At 68.0% G+C, this 16,074-nt stretch carries 16 protein-coding genes; 7 read left to right on the top strand and 9 right to left on the bottom strand.

The genetic code is table 11. The features are described from left to right. Nucleotides 1–3 precede the first annotated feature (3 nt). From BMW87_RS23040 to msrA, 6 genes are all read right to left on the bottom strand, one after another. Nucleotides 4–1,215 carry an OmpA family protein gene (locus tag BMW87_RS23040; RefSeq protein ID WP_093078839.1) on the bottom strand — a complete coding sequence of 404 codons (1,212 nt, stop codon included), beginning with the start codon at nt 1,213–1,215 and terminating at the stop codon, nt 4–6. After that, complete coding sequence (locus tag BMW87_RS35150) at nt 1,209–1,604, bottom strand: hypothetical protein (RefSeq protein WP_218149767.1); 396 nt, start codon at nt 1,602–1,604, stop codon at nt 1,209–1,211. Before BMW87_RS35150 ends, BMW87_RS23040 begins: the two co-directional genes overlap by 7 nt. Nucleotides 1,605–1,738: 134 nt before the next feature. Further along, complete coding sequence (locus tag BMW87_RS23050) at nt 1,739–2,692, bottom strand: AEC family transporter (RefSeq protein WP_093078842.1); 954 nt, start codon at nt 2,690–2,692, stop codon at nt 1,739–1,741. A gap of 60 nt (nt 2,693–2,752) precedes the next feature. Beyond that, entirely contained in the window at nt 2,753–4,858 is a 2,106-nt protein-coding gene (locus tag BMW87_RS23055; RefSeq protein WP_093078843.1) for a TonB-dependent receptor, read from the bottom strand. Between the two features lie 79 nt (nt 4,859–4,937). Beyond that, complete coding sequence (locus BMW87_RS23060) at nt 4,938–5,318, bottom strand: hypothetical protein (protein ID WP_093058246.1); 381 nt, start codon at nt 5,316–5,318, stop codon at nt 4,938–4,940. A 23-nt stretch (nt 5,319–5,341) separates the two neighbouring features. Next, nucleotides 5,342–5,893: a peptide-methionine (S)-S-oxide reductase MsrA gene (gene msrA, locus BMW87_RS23065; protein ID WP_093078845.1), complete on the bottom strand. Its 552-nt coding sequence runs from the start codon at nt 5,891–5,893 to the stop codon at nt 5,342–5,344. Between the two features lie 102 nt (nt 5,894–5,995). Here msrA and BMW87_RS23070 point away from each other — a divergent pair, with 102 nt between their 5' ends. From BMW87_RS23070 to BMW87_RS23085, 4 genes are read left to right on the top strand one after another with little or no spacing between them, the layout of a single operon-like run. Next, nucleotides 5,996–6,718: a TetR/AcrR family transcriptional regulator gene (locus BMW87_RS23070; RefSeq protein WP_093078846.1), complete on the top strand. Its 723-nt coding sequence runs from the start codon at nt 5,996–5,998 to the stop codon at nt 6,716–6,718. A 21-nt stretch (nt 6,719–6,739) separates the two neighbouring features. Continuing rightward, a complete protein-coding gene (locus BMW87_RS23075) occupies nt 6,740–7,417 on the top strand; it encodes a protein-L-isoaspartate O-methyltransferase family protein (RefSeq protein ID WP_093058243.1) in 678 nt (225 codons plus the stop codon). Nucleotides 7,418–7,433: 16 nt separating this feature from the next. Then, entirely contained in the window at nt 7,434–7,778 is a 345-nt protein-coding gene (locus BMW87_RS23080) for a rhodanese-like domain-containing protein (RefSeq protein WP_093078848.1), read from the top strand. A 21-nt stretch (nt 7,779–7,799) separates the two neighbouring features. After that, a complete protein-coding gene (locus BMW87_RS23085) occupies nt 7,800–9,353 on the top strand; it encodes a TolC family outer membrane protein (protein WP_093078850.1) in 1,554 nt (517 codons plus the stop codon). A 13-nt stretch (nt 9,354–9,366) separates the two neighbouring features. On the opposite strand, the gene BMW87_RS23090 is transcribed toward BMW87_RS23085, so the two are convergent. Together BMW87_RS23090 and BMW87_RS23095 are read right to left on the bottom strand one after the other, a co-directional pair. Next, nucleotides 9,367–10,749, bottom strand: a complete 1,383-nt coding sequence (locus BMW87_RS23090; RefSeq protein ID WP_093078851.1) for a 3-deoxy-D-manno-octulosonic acid transferase — start codon at nt 10,747–10,749, stop codon at nt 9,367–9,369. Between the two features lie 9 nt (nt 10,750–10,758). Further along, nucleotides 10,759–12,141 (bottom strand): phosphomannomutase/phosphoglucomutase, encoded by a 1,383-nt coding sequence (locus BMW87_RS23095; protein WP_093058239.1) that lies wholly within the window; start codon nt 12,139–12,141, stop codon nt 10,759–10,761. Nucleotides 12,142–12,252: 111 nt separating this feature from the next. On the opposite strand from BMW87_RS23095, the gene BMW87_RS23100 reads away from it, so the two are divergent. The 3 genes from BMW87_RS23100 to BMW87_RS23110 are packed head-to-tail and all read left to right on the top strand — an operon-like array spanning nt 12,253 to nt 15,344. Beyond that, a complete protein-coding gene (locus tag BMW87_RS23100) occupies nt 12,253–13,860 on the top strand; it encodes a DNA-3-methyladenine glycosylase 2 family protein (protein WP_093078853.1) in 1,608 nt (535 codons plus the stop codon). Between the two features lie 6 nt (nt 13,861–13,866). Next, the gene (locus tag BMW87_RS23105; RefSeq protein WP_093078854.1) at nt 13,867–14,364 is read left to right on the top strand and encodes a methylated-DNA--[protein]-cysteine S-methyltransferase; all 498 of its coding nucleotides are present in this window, start codon (nt 13,867–13,869) and stop codon (nt 14,362–14,364) included. 38 nt (nt 14,365–14,402) lie between these two features. Continuing rightward, nucleotides 14,403–15,344 (top strand): DMT family transporter, encoded by a 942-nt coding sequence (locus tag BMW87_RS23110; protein ID WP_093078855.1) that lies wholly within the window; start codon nt 14,403–14,405, stop codon nt 15,342–15,344. A gap of 19 nt (nt 15,345–15,363) precedes the next feature. Here the strand turns inward: BMW87_RS23110 and BMW87_RS23115 are convergent, their stop codons facing one another. Beyond that, a complete protein-coding gene (locus tag BMW87_RS23115) occupies nt 15,364–16,026 on the bottom strand; it encodes a DUF1345 domain-containing protein (RefSeq protein ID WP_093058235.1) in 663 nt (220 codons plus the stop codon). Nucleotides 16,027–16,074 lie beyond the last annotated feature (48 nt).

Genomic DNA, 16,074 nt, shown 5'->3' on the forward strand with positions numbered 1-16,074 from the left:
TCGTCAGGCCTCGCAGCCTACGACCTTGAATTCGACGCGCCGGTCCAGCGCGTCGCTCGCATCGTCGGCCCCTGTGCCGACGATGTTCTCGCGAAAGCCCATGCCCGATTCGCGCAGCTTCTTCGACAGCGGCGGCGCCTCGCCCACCAGCCGGGCCTTCACGCTCACCGCGCGCTGCAACGACAGCCGCTCGTTCACCGCTTCCGAGCCCGTGCGGCTCGTGTGGCCCGTGACCACCACGCACGAATCGATCTGCGCCGCCTGCCGCGCGATCTGGCGCAGCCACATCGGATAGGCAGTGCTGATCTTCGGGTCGGAGAGGAAGTCGGTCGAGCCCGGCTTGAACAGGAACTTCACGCTCAGGTTGTTGGTTTCGAGCCCCAGGCGCGCGATGGTGCCGAAGGTCTTCTCGGCATCGGCAGTGCGGCCGAGCTGCGATTGCGTGAGGTACAGCCCGCTGTAGATGCGCAGCTGCTGGCCGTCGGGCCGTTTCGACGCGGCCTCGTAGCGGCTCAGCGCCTCGCTCATGCGGCCGGCCTCGTAGGCAGCGGTGGCTTCCTGCAGCACGGTCGAGGTCGGCAGGCGCTCCAGGTACAGCGCGTCGGCGGCCTGGCCGGGTTGGGTCTCCGCGGTGCGGATGTAGCCCTCGACGCCGCGGTCCTTGCCGTTCACTGGACTGTCGCGGAAGAAGGCGGTGGGCCGCGTGTCGAGCGTGGCATCGCTGATGCGCGTGACCGACTGAGCAATCACCACGCCGCTCTTGATCTCGGTCAGCGCAAGGTTCAGCCGGTACGGCCCGCCCGAGGCGTCCTTGTCGCGCACCAGCGTGCCGTTCAGCACGTACTGTGCGTTGCCGATCTCGCTGGCGTTGAACGGCGTGACGGTGAACTGCTTGAACTGCGCCTGCATGCGCTGGACGATGCGCTGTTCCGCCACGCGCGTCACCTCGGTCTGCTGGCCGCTCGCGCCTTCGAGCAGCGGATCGATCACGATGCGGCGCTGCGTGAGCGTCGACTCCACCTTGGCCAGGAAGGCCGGCAGCTTCTGCGTCTGCACCATCAGGTCATCCACCGCCTGGTTCATGGCCTGGTCGAAGGGCATGGCGTTGCCGGGCGCGGGGCGGTGCGCGCAGGCGGCGGCAAGTACGGCGGCTGCGCACAGCGTGAACACGCGCAGTGCCACGCGGACTCGTTGGGTGGTGGTCGTCATCAGCATTGGCTCCTCAATGTCTTCATGTCCTGGTCCGACAGCGGCTCGCCGACGGCGGCGCGCATGTTGATTTCGCTGCAGCGCTTCGATGGCGCGGCGCGCGGCGCGGCGGCTTCGCGTTGCACTGGCGGCGGTGACGGCGGTGCGGCCGGCTGCTGTGCGCGCGTCCTGATCACCGGCTTCGACTTCGATGGCGCCTCGTCGGTCTTTTCAGACTTCTCGGCGGGCGACGGCTCGGCCGGCTCGCGCGGCACGTTCGCCGACAGGCACGGCGTGCGGCACGGCTTGGCCGCGCCAGCGGGCTCCGCGGCCTGCGCGGGACGGCCGTGCAGCGCGATCACCGTCGCGACCACCGCCATAGCAAGAAGGGGCGAAGAGCGCGCCGGGTGAATCATCAGCCGGCAAATGTAGGGTGCCAGCGGCCCCGCGCCATCTCGCCAAACGGCCACCCTGCCAAACGGCATAGGCACGCGGCGAAGCGCTCTAAGGCGAAAGTCCGCTCAACGCCAAGGAGAAGAGACCGAAGGACTCAGGGCAGCCACTGCACACACATCATCACGAGCGTGAGCGTGACGAGCCCCAGCACCGTCGACACAGCGACGCTGGCCGTCACCAGGTCTTCGGACGTGCGGTAGCGCTGCGAGAACAGGAACACGTTGGCGCCAATGGGCAGCGCCGCTGCCACAACCATCACCGTGAGCGGAATGCCGCGCACGCCCAGCAGCCAGCCGATGACAGCCACCAGCAGTGGATGCAGCAGGTTCTTCACAAGCGCCTGCACCAGCGCGCCGCGCCAGTGCCGGCCGATGGGCGTGAGCGCGAGCGTGATGCCCACCATCACCAGCGCGATCGGCCCGAAAGCCTGGCCCAGCAGCTGGATCGGCTTGTCGATGACCTCGGGCATGACCAGCCCGGTCTGCGCGAACAACAGGCCCGCGATGATCGGCATCGGCACGGGGTGAATGATGGCGTTGCGCAGCGCGCGCATCACGGTGCGCGCCATCGACGGCCGCTTGTCTGCGCCAGCGGCGCCGGCCTGCTCGCGCGCGACGGCCAGCTCCAGCACCACCGTAGCGCTCGTCAGCAGCACCAGCGAATGCAGCGAGATCAACGTGAGCAGCACCACCATGCCCTCCTCGCCGTATGCGAGGCCGATCAGCGCGATGCCGATCATCACGGTGTTGCTGTAGGTGTTGGCCAGCGCGAGCACCGCCGCCGTGCGGTTGAACCCGCGCAGCGCCAGCGTGCCCGCGAACAGCAGGCCCGAGGCGAGGAAGTACGCCGCCACGGGCTTGAGGCTCAACTGCTCGACGTGCACCGTGCTCATCGCGCGGAACAGCAGCGCAGGCGCGAGCAGCAGGAAGATGAGGTGCGACAAGTCTTTCACCGCATTGCCGCCGATCCAGCGGCGCTTGCCTGCCAGATAGCCGACAGCAATGAGTAGGACGACGGGGAGGAGCGAGGAGATGACGATGGAATTCACTCGGCGAGGATAGCCGAGGGACTCTTTCGTCCTCGCCGCCGCCCTCCTTCCCCAACGCCCTTAGAACGTCACGCGCAGGCCGACCTTCAGCGTCCGCCCCGGCAACGGCGCGTTCGGATACACCGTCGTCGTCAGGATCGAGGTCGCGCTGTAGGCCAGCTTGTTCGTGATGTTGTCCATGCGCGCATACCAGGTGAGGTTGGCGCGCTGCACCTTCATGCGGTAGGTGATGGCCGCATTCCACAGCGTGTATGCATCGGTTTCGCGCGCACCCACCGACGGAATGCGGTGCTGCGCCGCGTTGTAATCGAAGCCGAAGCGCGCGCCCCACGGGCCGTTGGCATAGGCCAGCGTTGCGCCCAGGCGCAGCGGCGCGATGCGCGGCAGCGGCTCGCCGGTGTCGAGGTTCTTCGCGCGCACGATGTCGCCGCGCCACTCGAGGTCGAGCGTGCCCGCATCGCCCATGCGTGCGAAGCCGTCAGTGCCCAGCAGGCGCAAGTTGCCGTTGGCCTCGATGCCGGTGAAGCGCGCGCGCACGCCGCTGTAGACGTACTCGGCCAGCGTGTCGGTGGCGCCAGGCTCGGCCACATTGCCCTCTTCATCGAGGTTGCGCCCCGATGCCGTCAGGCCGATGTAGTTGCTGAAGCGCGTGACATACGCGTTCACGCGGGCCGTGTTGGGGCCCGACTTCCATTGCGCGCCCAGGTCGAGGCCGGTCGACTTTTCCTTCTTCAGATTGGGGTCGCCCACCTCCCATGCGGCCGTTGCCACGTGGGGGCCGTTGGCCAGCAGCTCGTAGTCTTTCGGCGCGCGCTCGGTGTAGGCGAGGTTCGAAGTCAGCTGCCACTGCGGCGCGAGGTTGACCAGCGCACCGAAGGCCGCACTGTGCGGATTGAAGGTGCGCTCGCCGACTGCAAAACGCGTGACCGTCGGATCGTCCGGGTAGCCCAGCGAGCGGATGCGGACCTGCTCGGTGCGCGCACCGAAGCTCAGGCGGCCCCATGAAGTGCCGTATTCCTCGTACATGAACAGCGCATTGGAGCGCGTGCGGCTGTGCGGCGCAAAGGCCTCCTCGCCGTCGGCGGCGAAGCGGTTGGTTTCGCTGCTGAAGCCGACCAGGCCTTCGAAGTTGCCGATCTTCTGGTGGCGCGCCTCGATGCGCAGGTCGTTGCTCATGTTCGAGAACGTGGTGCCGGCTTCGCCGCCCTCGAACTCGGTGTGGCGGTAGTCCGTATGACTCAGCTTCGCGTGGATGCTGCTGATGAAGCCGCCCGGGCGCCACTCGCCTTCGATCGCATAGCGGTCGGACTTCATGCCGATGGTCACGTCGTCTTCAGCCACGGTGCCGTACTTGCTGCGATAGGTGCTGACCGAGGCGCCGATGTAGCCCTGGTCGAAGAACATCGTGCCGCCGACGGCGCCGCCGTGCGCTTCGTTGGCCGAGTTGCAGATCTTGCGCGCAGTCCACGGCGAGCCGGGCTTGCTGCATTCGAGCGTGATCGGCACCGACACGTCTTTCGAGTCGCGGTTGAAGGCGTCGACGTGGATCGCCAGGCGGTCGTTGCCGCCTTCGAGCACCACGCCGCCGTTCTTCTCCTTGTTGCCGGTGGAGTAACCCAGGTCGGCGCGGCCGCCGAAGCCGTTGATCGGTTCCGTCGGAATGCGGTTGTCGATCACGTTGACCACGCCGCCGACGGCGCTGCCGCCGTACTGCAGCGCCGAGGGGCCGCGCAGCACCTCGATGCGGTCGGTCACCAGTGCATCGACCGGCACGGCGTGGTCGTAGCTCAGCGCCGAGGCGTCGGGCGCACCGCCGCCGTTCTGCAGGATGCGGATGCGGTCGCCGTCCTGGCCGCGAATGATCGGGCGGCTGGCGTTGGGGCCGAAGTAGCTGCTGCTCACGCCGGGCACGTTGTCGAGCGTTTCGCCGAGCGTCGATTGGGAGCGCAGCAGCAGCTTGTCGCCCGACAGCGTGGTGGTCGGCGCGATCAGGTCGCTGGCGCCGAGCGGGTTGCCGGTGACGGTGACTTCGCGCAGGCTGGTGGCGTCGGCGGGTTGGGCCTGGGCAGCATCAGGAGTCTGCGTCTGGGCCTGGGCCTGGCTCGCGAAAGCGGCGAGCGAAAGAACGGCAACGCCAATGGCGTTGCGACGGAAGTTATGGGACATGAATGGACACTCGTTGAATCAAGGGACGACCAGCCGCCACCACGCAAGAAGCGGGTGCAGCAGTCGGAACACAGGGGATTCAGCGAGTGGAAGGCGGGCCGCGCGCGTCGAACAGCGCGACCCAGCGGGCGATGACCTCGCCCTGCAGGAAAGCAAAGGTGGCCGACGGCAGCAGCATCGGCAGCACCACCAGCGGCACGCCGGGCACACTGGAGCCGTGCGAGAGCTGGTCGTACAGGCGGCACTCGGCGTCGGTGTGCTCGCCGAACAGCCCGGCCAGATGGTGGCCCGCATGCTTGTGGGCAACCTGCGCGGCCTGCTCCGCAGCGGCCGGCAGGCCCGGAACATGCAGCGAGCGGTGCATCAGCCCCAGCGTGCCCGCGAACCACACCGCGACCATCAGCGCGATGACGAGCGCGCGGGTCGAACGGGTCCGGGGTTGATGGATGGCGAGGTGCACAGGGCGCGAGTCTTGATGGCCGGTCAGGCTTTCAGGCGCGAGGCGAAGGTCTTCTGGAACTTCTCGACCTTCGGACCCACGACGAATGCGCAGTAGCCCTGGTTCGGGTTGTTCAGGAAGTAGTCCTGGTGGTAGGCCTCGGCTGTCGAGTAGTTGGCGAGCTTTGCCACTTCGGTGACGACGGGCGAGTGATAGGTCTTGCTGGCCTCGATCTCGCGGATGACCCCTTCGGCCACCTCTTTCTGGGCGTCGCTGGTGTAGTAGATGCCGCTGCGGTACTGGGTGCCGACGTCGTTGCCCTGGCGGTTGAGCGTGGTCGGGTCGTGCACGACGAAGAAGATTTCGAGGATTTCACGCAGGCTGATCTGCGCCGAGTCGAAATCGAGCTTCACCACCTCGGCATGGCCGGTGCGGCCGGTGCAGACCTGCTCATAGGTCGGGTTGACGGTCTGGCCGTTGCAATAGCCCGATTCCACGTCCAGCACGCCCTGAACCCGGTCGAACACCGCCTCGGTGCACCAGAAGCAGCCACCGCCCAGCACGATGGTTTCGGTCGGCGACGGTGAAGTGGACATGGTGCTGCTCCGGCAGGTTGGAAAAAGACGAACCCGATATTGTCGCGGCTTGACGTGACGGATGCCGGTCACTACATTACTAACCCGCGAGTCATTAACACCATGCCCACGCCCCGCTCCTTCGTCGAAAAGATCTGCCCGGTGCACGCCAAGCGCGAGCGCCGGAAAGAGGCGCGTCCCGGCGAGCTGCTGGCCGCCGCGCTCGATCTGTTCGTCGAAAAGGGCTTTGCCGCCACCCGTTCCGAGGAAGTGGCGGCGCGCGCCGGCGTCTCCAAGGGCACCCTCTTTCTTTACTTTCCGAGCAAGGAAGAGCTGTTCAAGGCCGTGGTCATGGAAAACCTCGGCGGCCGTTTCACGGAGTGGAATGCCGAGTTCGAGGCCTTCGAAGGCACCACGGCCGAGATGCTGCGCTACTGCATGAGCGTGTGGTGGGAGCGCGTCGGCAAGACCCAGGCCTCGGGCCTGACCAAGCTCATGATGAGCGAGGGCGCCAACTTTCCCGAACTGGCGGAGTTCTACCGCCGCGAGGTGGTCCGGCCCGGCCACGAGCTGCTGCGGCGCATTTTCAAGCGCGGCATCGACAGCGGCGAGTTCGCGCCGATGGACATCGACCACGCGATCTATTCGGTGGTGGCGCCCATGGTCTTCCTCATGCTCTGGAAGCATTCGGCCATGGTCTGCGTCGACGGCGCATCGGCGCTCGACCCCGAAAAGTACGTCGCCGTGCAGGCCGACGTGGTGATCAACGGGCTCAGCGCGCACCCCGGAAGGCCGAGCGTGCCGCCGGTGTCACCGCCGGCACCTAAAATTGAAGGTTTGTCCTGAGCCCACTAGGAAAACCACGCCATGAACCCCACCCCCACCCTCGAGCGCTTGCGCTTCAACATGATCGAACAGCAGATCCGCCCCTGGGATGTGCTGGAAACGGACATCCTCGAACTGCTGGCCGAAATCCACCGCGAAGACTACGTGCCGGAAGAACACCGCACGCTGTCCTTCTTCGACATGGAACTGCCCCTGCTCGACGGCTCCGTGCCTGGCGAATTCATGCTGTCGCCCAAGGTCGAGGCACGCACGCTGCAGGACCTGCACATCCAGAAGCACGAATCGGTGCTCGAGATCGGCACCGGCTCCGGCTTCATGGCCGCCCTGCTGGGCGCCCGCGCCGCCCAGGTGCTGTCGCTTGAAATCAACCCCGTGCTGGCCGCCCGCGCCGCCGAGACGCTGCGCCGCAACGGCGTGACCAACGTCGAAGTGCGCAATGCCGACGGCGCCGTGCCCCTGGCCAGCGGCCCGAGCTTCGACGTGATCGTGCTCAGCGGCTCGGTCGCACGCATTCCGCAGAACCTGCTGGGTTCGCTCAAGGTCGGCGGCCGCCTCTCGGCCATCGTGGGCGAAGAGCCGATGATGCGCGCCCACTTCGTCACCCGCTCGAGCGAAAGCAAGTGGGACACCATCCAGCCCTGGGACATCGTGGCCCCGCGCCTGCTGAACTTCCCCGAGCCCTCGCGCTTCTCGTTCTGAGCCGGCGGTTGACCGAATGATCGACCAAGTCCGCCCCGCCGACCTTGCCGCCTGGTTCGCCCAGAACGCCGATGCCACCCCCGTGCTGCTCGACGTGCGCGAGCCCTGGGAACTGCAGACGGCGAGCGTCGCGCCCCAGGGCTTCACCCTGGTGGCGATTCCGATGAACGAGATTCCCGGGCGGCTGGCCGAACTGAATGGCGGCCAGCCCGAACTTCGAATTGCATGCCTGTGCCATCACGGCGCGCGCAGCCAGCGCGTGGCCGCCTTTTTGAACCAGAACGGCTTTGACCAGCTCGCCAACGTGGCGGGCGGCATCGACGCCTGGTCTTCGCACGACCCCTCGGTCCCGCGCTACTGATTCTTTCTTCAAGGACGTTCAATGCCTTCCAGGCCCCGGCTTTCGCCTCTTTCCGCAGCGCTCGCAAGCATCTTCGCAGCCCTGCTCGCAACGCCGGCCCTGACCCAGGCCCAGACACTGAACGAACTCTATGACGCCGCCCGCGGCTACGACGCCACCTACCAGGGCGCACGGGCCCAGTACGAGGCCAACGTCGCGCGTGCCGCGCAGGCCAAGGCCGGCATCCTTCCCGCCGTGGGGCTCACGGCCGGCGTGACGCGCAGCGACCTCGACATCGACACCCTCACGGGCAGCGGCCGCGGCACCACCACGCCGCGCGACTTCAACACGCAGAACGTCGGCATCAACGCCACGCAGCCGCTTTACCGGCCGGCCAACTGGGCCACGTACGAGCAGGGCAAGCGCCAGGCCGACATCGCTCAGGCGGTGCTCACCATTGCCGAGCAAGACCTGATCGTGCGCGTGAGCCAGGCGTATTTCGACGTGCTCGCAAGCCAGGACAGCCTGGCGCTCGTGCGCGCGCAGAAGGTCGCCGTGGCCGAGCAGCTGGCGTCGGCCAAGCGCAACTTCGAGGTCGGCACCTCCACCATCACCGACTCGCGCGAGGCGCAGGCCCGCTACGACCTCGTGATCGCGCAGGAGATTGCGGCCGAGAACGACCTGCAGGTGAAGAAGATCGTGCTCGACCAGTTGGTCGGCCGCCCCGGCAGCGTGCCGGTGCCGCTGCGGGTGCCGGTGGTGCTGCCCGCCGCCGTGCCCGCGGACATCAACGCCTGGGTCGCACAGGCCGACGAGGTGCATCCCTCGATCCAGCAGGCCCGCCTGGGCCTCGACGTGGCCGGGCTCGAAGTGGACAAGGCCAAGGCCGGCCACAAGCCCACGCTCGACGCCAACCTGGGCTACAACGTCACGCGCAACCCGACGGGCACCAGCACCAGCACCGTGGGCACCCGCGTCAACGCGACCACGGTCGGCGTGACCTTCAACCTGCCGCTGTTCGCAGGCTTCGCCACCGAAAACCGCATCAAGGAAACACTGGCGCTCGAAGACCAGTCGCGCAGCGTGCTCGACGGCACCCGCCGCAGCGTGGCGCAGGCCACCCGCGCGGCCTACCTCGGGCTCGTCTCCGGCGCGGGACAGGTGAAGGCGCTGGAAGCGGCCGAGGCGTCGAGCCAGAGCGCGCTCGACGCCAACCGGCTCGGCTACCAGGTGGGCGTGCGCATCAACATCGACGTGCTGAACTCGCAAAGCCAGCTGTACCAGACCAAACGCGACCTGGCGCAGGCGCGCTACAACGTGCTGCTTGGCAACCTGAAGCTGCGCCAGGCCAACGGCACGCTGACGACCGACGACATGAATGCGATCAACGCGACGCTGGCGAGCAACGGCAGCGTGCCGGCCGTGCCTCCGGCCACCGGGCCTGATCGCAGCACCTCGGTGCCGCCTGCGACAACCGTGACGCCGCCGAGCATTCCGGTGATCCCGCCGGTGCCGGTGCAGCCGTTCAATCCGCCGGCGCCGACGATGCCGACAGCACCCGTGCCGCCGGTGATCCTGAACCCGCCGGTGCGCTGAGCGCGCGCCGCAGTCAGTCCAGCGTGGGCTCGGCCCGCGTTGGCTCTTCGTCCAGCGGCTCGCCTGCCGCCGTCACCGGCTCCGCCGCCTGCGCAATCGCCAGCACCGCGGCCGCTGTGCGCTCGGCAGCCCCGCGGTTCGATGAAGAGAACGCTAGCGCGGCCTGCGCCATCGTGGCGCGGCGCTCGGGGTTCTCGACCAGCTTCAGCGCGGCCGTCACGGCCTGTTCCATGCCCTCGACCCGCAGCGACGCACCGGCCGCCAGCGACAGCTGCGCCGCCTCGGCGAAGTTGAAGGTCGACGGGCCCATGATCACCGGGCAACCGCAGGCCGCCGGCTCGATCAGGTTCTGGCCGCCCAGCGGCTCGAAGCTGCCGCCCAGCAGCGCCACGTCGGCCAGGCCGTAGTACAGCGCCATTTCGCCCAGCGAATCGCCGAGCCAGATCTCGGCGTCGGAAGGCTGGCCCGCCGCGCTGCGGCGCGCGACGGCAAAGCCCTCGACCTCGATCAGCGCCGCCACTTCGTCGAAGCGTTGTGGATGGCGCGGCACGATCATCCATTGCACGTCGTGCACGCGCTTGGCAATCGAGCGGATCGCGCCCTGCTCGGGCGGCACGGGCGAGGTTGCGCCGAAGCGCTTGAGCACTTCGAGCAGCAGTCGCTCTTCGCCGTCGCGCGAGCTTGCGAGCACGACCATCGGCTTGGGCAGGCGCTCGCGCAGCGACACGGCCGCGTTCAGCTGGCGCGCATCGGGCGTGGCGTCGAATTTGAGGTTGCCGTAGATGCCGGCCACCTTGGCGCCGAGCGACACCAGGCGGTGCGCATCGGCCTCGGTCTGCGCCCACACGGCGGTGAGCGCCGAGTACGCGGGCCGCGCCAGCCATGCAAGCCGTTCGGCCGAGGCCAGCGATTTCTCGTTGAGCCGCGCGTTGGCCAGCACCAGCGGAATATGGCGCTCGGCGCACGCGGCGGCCATCTCGGGCCAGACCTCGGTTTCCATCAGCACGCCGATGCGCGGCTGGAACTTGTCAAGAAAACGCGCCACCGCGCCCGGCGTGTCCCACGGCTGCCAGACCTGCGTGTCGCCGGGTTCGAGCAGCTTGGCGCCTTCTTCGCGGCCGGTGGCGGTGCCATGCGTGAGCAGGATCGGAATGCCCGGGTACTGCCGCCGCAGCTCGGCGATCAGGATGGCGGCCGCACGCGTCTCGCCGAGCGAAACCGCATGCACCCAGCACTGGGCCTGGCCGGTGGTGGCTTCGTCGTAATGGCCGAAGCGCTCTTCCACAGCCACGCCATAGCCCGGCTCGGCCTCGGCGCGGCGCCGCAGCTTGCGGCGCACGAGCGGTTGCACGACGGTGGTGAAGACGCCGTAGAGGCGAAGCAGCAGGGAACGCACGGGCTCAGTTCAATGAGAGGCTTCAGCCAGCTTGGCGTCGGGCTTGACGGTTCTCAACAGAGCCAGCATCTCGGCTTCGATGCGCTTCAATGCGGCATCGGTCTGGCCTTCGAAGCGCAGCACCAGCACGGGGGTGGTGTTCGAGGCGCGGATCAGGCCGAAGCCATCGGGCCAGTCGACGCGCAAGCCGTCGATGGTCGAAACCTTGGCGGGGGCCGCGAAGCTCGCGCCCTTCACGAGCTTGTCGACCACCACGTGCGGCTCGCCTTCGGCGCAGGCCACGTTCAGTTCGGGCGTCGAGAAGCTGGTGGGCAGCGCGTTGAGCACGTCACTCGCGTTCGGGCTCTTGCTCAGGATCTCGAGCAGCCGGCAGCCCGCATAGGTACCGTCGTCGAAGCCGAACCACCGCTCCTTGAAGAAGATGTGGCCGCTCATCTCGCCGCCCAGCGGCGAATCGATTTCCTTCATCTTCGCCTTGATGAGCGAATGGCCGGTCTTGAAGATCATCGGCACGCCGCCCGCTGCCTCGATGGCCGGTGCCAGGCGCTGCGAGCACTTCACGTCGTAGATGATGGTGCCGCCGGGCACGCGCGACAGCACGTCCTGTGCAAAGAGTTGCATCTGGCGGTCGGGGAAGATGTTCTGGCCGTCCTTGGTGACGATGCCCAGGCGGTCGCCGTCGCCGTCGAAGGCCAGGCCCAGTTCGGCGTCGCCGGTGGCCAGCGCGGCCATCAGGTCCTTGAGGTTCTCGGGCTTGCTGGGGTCCGGGTGATGGTTGGGGAAGTCGCCGTCGACTTCGCTGAACAGCTCGGTCACTTCGCAGCCGATGGCGCGGAAGATGGCAGGGGCCGACGCACCCGCGATGCCGTTGCCCGAATCGACCACGATCTTCATCGGCCGCGCCAGCTTGATGTCGCCGGCAATGCGCTTGACGTAGGCCTCGGTCACGTCGACCTTGCGCACGCTACCGCCTGGGGCGAGCTGAGCGGTGCCAGCTTCCATGGTCTTGCGCAGGCCCTGGATCTCGTCGCCGTAGATCGCGCGGCCGGCCAGCACCATCTTGAAGCCGTTGTAGTCCTTGGGGTTGTGGCTGCCGGTGACCTGGATGCCGCTCTTGCACAGCGTGTGGGCCGCGAAGTACAGCATCGGGGTGGTGACGGCGCCCACGTCGATCACTTCGACGCCGGTGGCCACCAGGCCCTTGATCAGCGCCTCTGCCAGCGCGGGGCCCGACAGGCGGCCATCGCGACCTACGGCCACCGACTTCTCACCGGCGGCGCGGGCTGCGCTGCCGAAGGCCCTGCCGAGCGCTTCCGCCACCTCCGTATCGAGAGTGACGGGCACGACGCCGCGAATGTCATAGGCCTTGAAGATCGACGCGCTGAGCTGCATGAAAGGCGTTTCCCTGTTGGTTTTGTAAACGGGGCATTGTAGGCAAGGCTCCAGATGCCCACATGTCCGAAAACGGCCAGTTGAAACGAGTCGAAACCGTATCATTTCCCCATGCCTACCAGCCACACCCCTACCGAAGCGCTCGAGAGCGACGCCTGCTACCTGGCGATGAAGACGCATGATGCGCGCTTCGACGGGTCGTTCTTCACCGCCGTGACCTCCACCGGCATCTATTGCCGCCCGGTCTGCCGCGTGAAGCTGCCTCGGCGCGAGAACTGCCGGTTCTTCCGCCACGCGGCACAGGCCGAGGCCGCGGGCTTTCGCCCCTGCCTGCGCTGCCGGCCCGAGCTGGCCCCTCGTGCTTCAGGCGCAGCCAGCTGGTCGACCGAAGACGCCTCGCGCATCCTCGCGCTGCAGGCGGCACGGCTGATCGACGAGCCCGACGCCTGGTCGGAAGACGGCCCGGGCGCGGCGCAGATCGCGGCGCGGCTCGGCGTGAGCGACCGCCACCTGCGGCGCATCTTCGAGGTGCAGTTCGGCGTCTCGCCCCTTCAATATCTGCAGACGCGCCGCCTGCTGGCCGCCAAGCAGCTCATCGCCGACACCCGCCTGCCGATGACGCAGGTGGCGCTGGCCAGCGGCTTCGCCAGCGTGCGGCGATTCAATGCGGCCTTTCTGGAGCACTACGGCCTGAACCCGAGCGCCCTGCGGCGCGCCGGTGGCGCCACCGTCGAAGGTGGCGAAGGCAAGGCCATCGAGGTGCGGCTGGGCTTTCGCCCGCCCTACGACGCCAACGCGATGCTGGGCTTCTTCGCGCGCCGTGCGTTGCGCGGCGTCGAAGTCGTATCCACGGCAGACGGCAAGGAGCCCGCCAAGGGCAGCACGCCCACGTATGTAAAGCTGAACCGCACGCTGCGCGTCCAGCAAGGCGGACAGGCGCATGCGGGCTGGCTGCAACTGCGCTTCGACCTCGAACGCGAGCAACTGCTGCTGTCGGTCAGCGATTCACTGGCCGCGGTGCTGCCCATCGTCATCAGCCGCGCACGCGCGCTGTTCGACCTCGACGCCGAGCCGATGGCCATCAATGCAGCGCTGCATGCGGCCTTTCCGCACGGCGACGGGCTGCGCGTGCCGGGCACGGTCGATGGCTTCGAGCTGGCGGTGCGCGCGGTGCTGGGCCAGCAGATCACGGTGGCCGCGGCGCGCACGCTGGGCTCGCGGCTGGTCGAGGCCTTCGGCGAGCCACTGGCTACGCCCATCGAGGGGCTGAACCGCCTGTTTCCCACGCCCGCGACCATTGCCGCCGCGAGCGGCGATGCGCTGGGGCAGCTCGGCATCGTGCGGCAGCGGCAGACGGCCCTGCACGCCATCGCACGCGAAGTCGCGTCCGGCAAGCTGACGCTGCATGCGGGGGCCGACGTGCCTTCCACCATCGCGGCGCTGCAGGAGCTGCCCGGCATTGGCGCCTGGACCGCGCAGTACATAGCGATGCGCGCGCTGCGTTGGCCCGATGCATTTCCGGCCGGCGACGTGGCACTGCAGAAGGCGCTGGGCGTAACCACAGCGCGCGCTGCCGGCGAGGCCTCGCAAGCCTGGCGGCCGTGGCGCAGCTATGCGGTGCTGCGGGCATGGCACGCGCCCTCTTCCACTCCTGCGACCGCCACCGAAACGGCGGCCGCGGAACTCCCTCTCATCACTACGGCAGGCCTCGCCGCCTGAAACGTCATGAAATTCAAGAGCAAAGTCATCTACACCTCGCACATCGACACGCCGCTCGGCGGCATCACGATGGCGGCCACAGACCAGGGCCTGGCCGGCGTCTGGTTCGACCAGCAGCGCCACTGGCCCGACACCAGCGGCTGGATCACGAAGGACGACCACCCCGCGCTGGTCGAGGCGGCCGCGCAGCTGCACGACTACTTCGCCGGCAAGCGCGACAACTTCGACATGAAGCTCGACCTGTCGCACGGCACCGCGTTCCAGCAGAGCGTGTGGCAGCAACTGCTGGCCATTCCGGCGGGCGCCACCACGAGCTATGGCGCGCTCAGCGTCAACGTGGGCAACCCGGCCGCGGTACGCGCCGTTGGCGCGGCCGTGGGGCGCAACCCGATCAGCGTGATCGTGCCCTGCCACCGCGTGCTGGGGTCGGACGGATCGCTGACCGGTTACGCTGGGGGGCTCGACCGCAAGACCGCCCTTCTGGAGCTCGAAGGCGCGTTGTAAGAACATCCAACGAAGAAGAGACAGAGAGCGAAAGACGCATGACCTCAACGAACAACAACATCGCAGCCACCAAGCCCCTCGCACCCACCGCCTGGCTCATCGACCTGGTGCTGCTGGGCGCGCTCTGGGGCGCGTCTTTCCTCTTCATGCGCATCGGCGCGGCGGAGTTCGGCGCGCTGCCGACGGCCGCGGTGCGGGTGGCCATTGCCGCGCTGTTCCTGCTGCCCATCGCGCTGCTGCGCGGCCAGGGACCGTCTCTCGCCAAGCACTGGAAGGCCAGCTTCGCGGTCGGCGTCTTCAACTCGGGCATGCCGTTCGCGCTGTTCTGTTTCGCGCTGCTGACCATCAACACCGGCCTGGCCGCCGTGCTCAATGCCACGACACCGATGTTCGGCGCGCTCGTCGCCTGGGCCTGGTTCCGCGAGCGGCCTGCGGGTTCGCGCATCGTCGGGCTGGTGATCGGCTTTGCCGGCGTGGCAATGCTCGCCAGCCGCAGTGCCGGCCTGCATGCGGGCGCCAGCGGCAATGCCGCGCTCTTCGCGGTGCTGGCCTGCCTGGGTGCGTGCCTTTGCTACGGCATCTCGGCCAGCGCCACGCGGGCCCATCTGGGCGGCGTGCCCGCGCTGACCACCGCCACCGGCAGCCAGATCGGCGCCACGCTGTTCCTCGCCCTGCCCGCCTTCTGGCTCTGGCCCGCGCAGATGCCCAGCCTGCGCGCGTGGCTCGCGCTGCTGGCGCTCGGCATCGCTTGCACGGGCGTCGCCTACATCCTGTTCTTCCGGCTGATCGAACGCGCCGGCCCGGCGCGCGCGCTGACGGTGACCTTCCTGGTGCCGGTGTTCGCGCTGTTCTACGGCGCGGTCTTCCTCGGCGAGAACATCACGCAGTGGATGCTGATCTGCGCGGCCGTCATCGTCTGCGGCGTGGCGCTGTCGACGGGCATCGTCAAGCTGGGCTCGCCCCGCAAGGCCTCGGCCTGAGCGCGCTTCGGCGGGGCGCCTACACGGCGCCCGCGACGACGTTCACCGAGAGTGCGAGCACCAGCATGTTGAACGCGAAGGCCAGCACGCTGTGCAGCAACGTGATGCGCCGCATCTCCTTCGACGTCGCCTGCACATCGGACACCTGCGAGGTCATGCCGATCACGTACGAGTAGTAGAGAAAGTCGAAGTAGTCGGGGGCGTCGTCCTTGCCCGGAAAGTCGAGCCCGCCGTCGGGCGTGCCGCTCTTCTGGTCGATGTAGTAGCGGTGCGCGTAATGAAAGGCATAGATCGTGTGCATCATCAGCCACGAGCCCGCCAGCGCCACCAGCCCGAGCGCCACGTGCGCCGCGCGCTCCCAGCCGCTCAGCGCCTTCACCTGCTGCAGCAGCATGGCGATGGCCACCACGCTGGCGCCGACCACCACCAGCATCGAGACGAGGATCACCACGTTGGGCTGGTCGAGCGACTGCGCCCGTTCGCGCGTGCGCTTCGCATCGAAGGTATCGGCCAGCCACCACGACAGCACCTGGTAGACCACCACGGCCACGCACCACCCGGCCAGCGCGCGCGCCATGCCGCTCATGGGCACCGGCATCAACGCCGCGGCGGTAGCGCAGCCTGAGACAGCGCCGTAGAAAAGACGTTGGGGACCGGTGGTTGTGGAAAGGTGTTTGCGCATGGCGGCACTGTAGCGCCGTGCAGTCTCCCGCCGTCGGCGTTCAAGGGA

The organism is Variovorax sp. OV084 (assembly GCF_900111625.1).
Taxonomy (GTDB): Bacteria; Pseudomonadota; Gammaproteobacteria; order Burkholderiales; family Burkholderiaceae_C; genus Variovorax.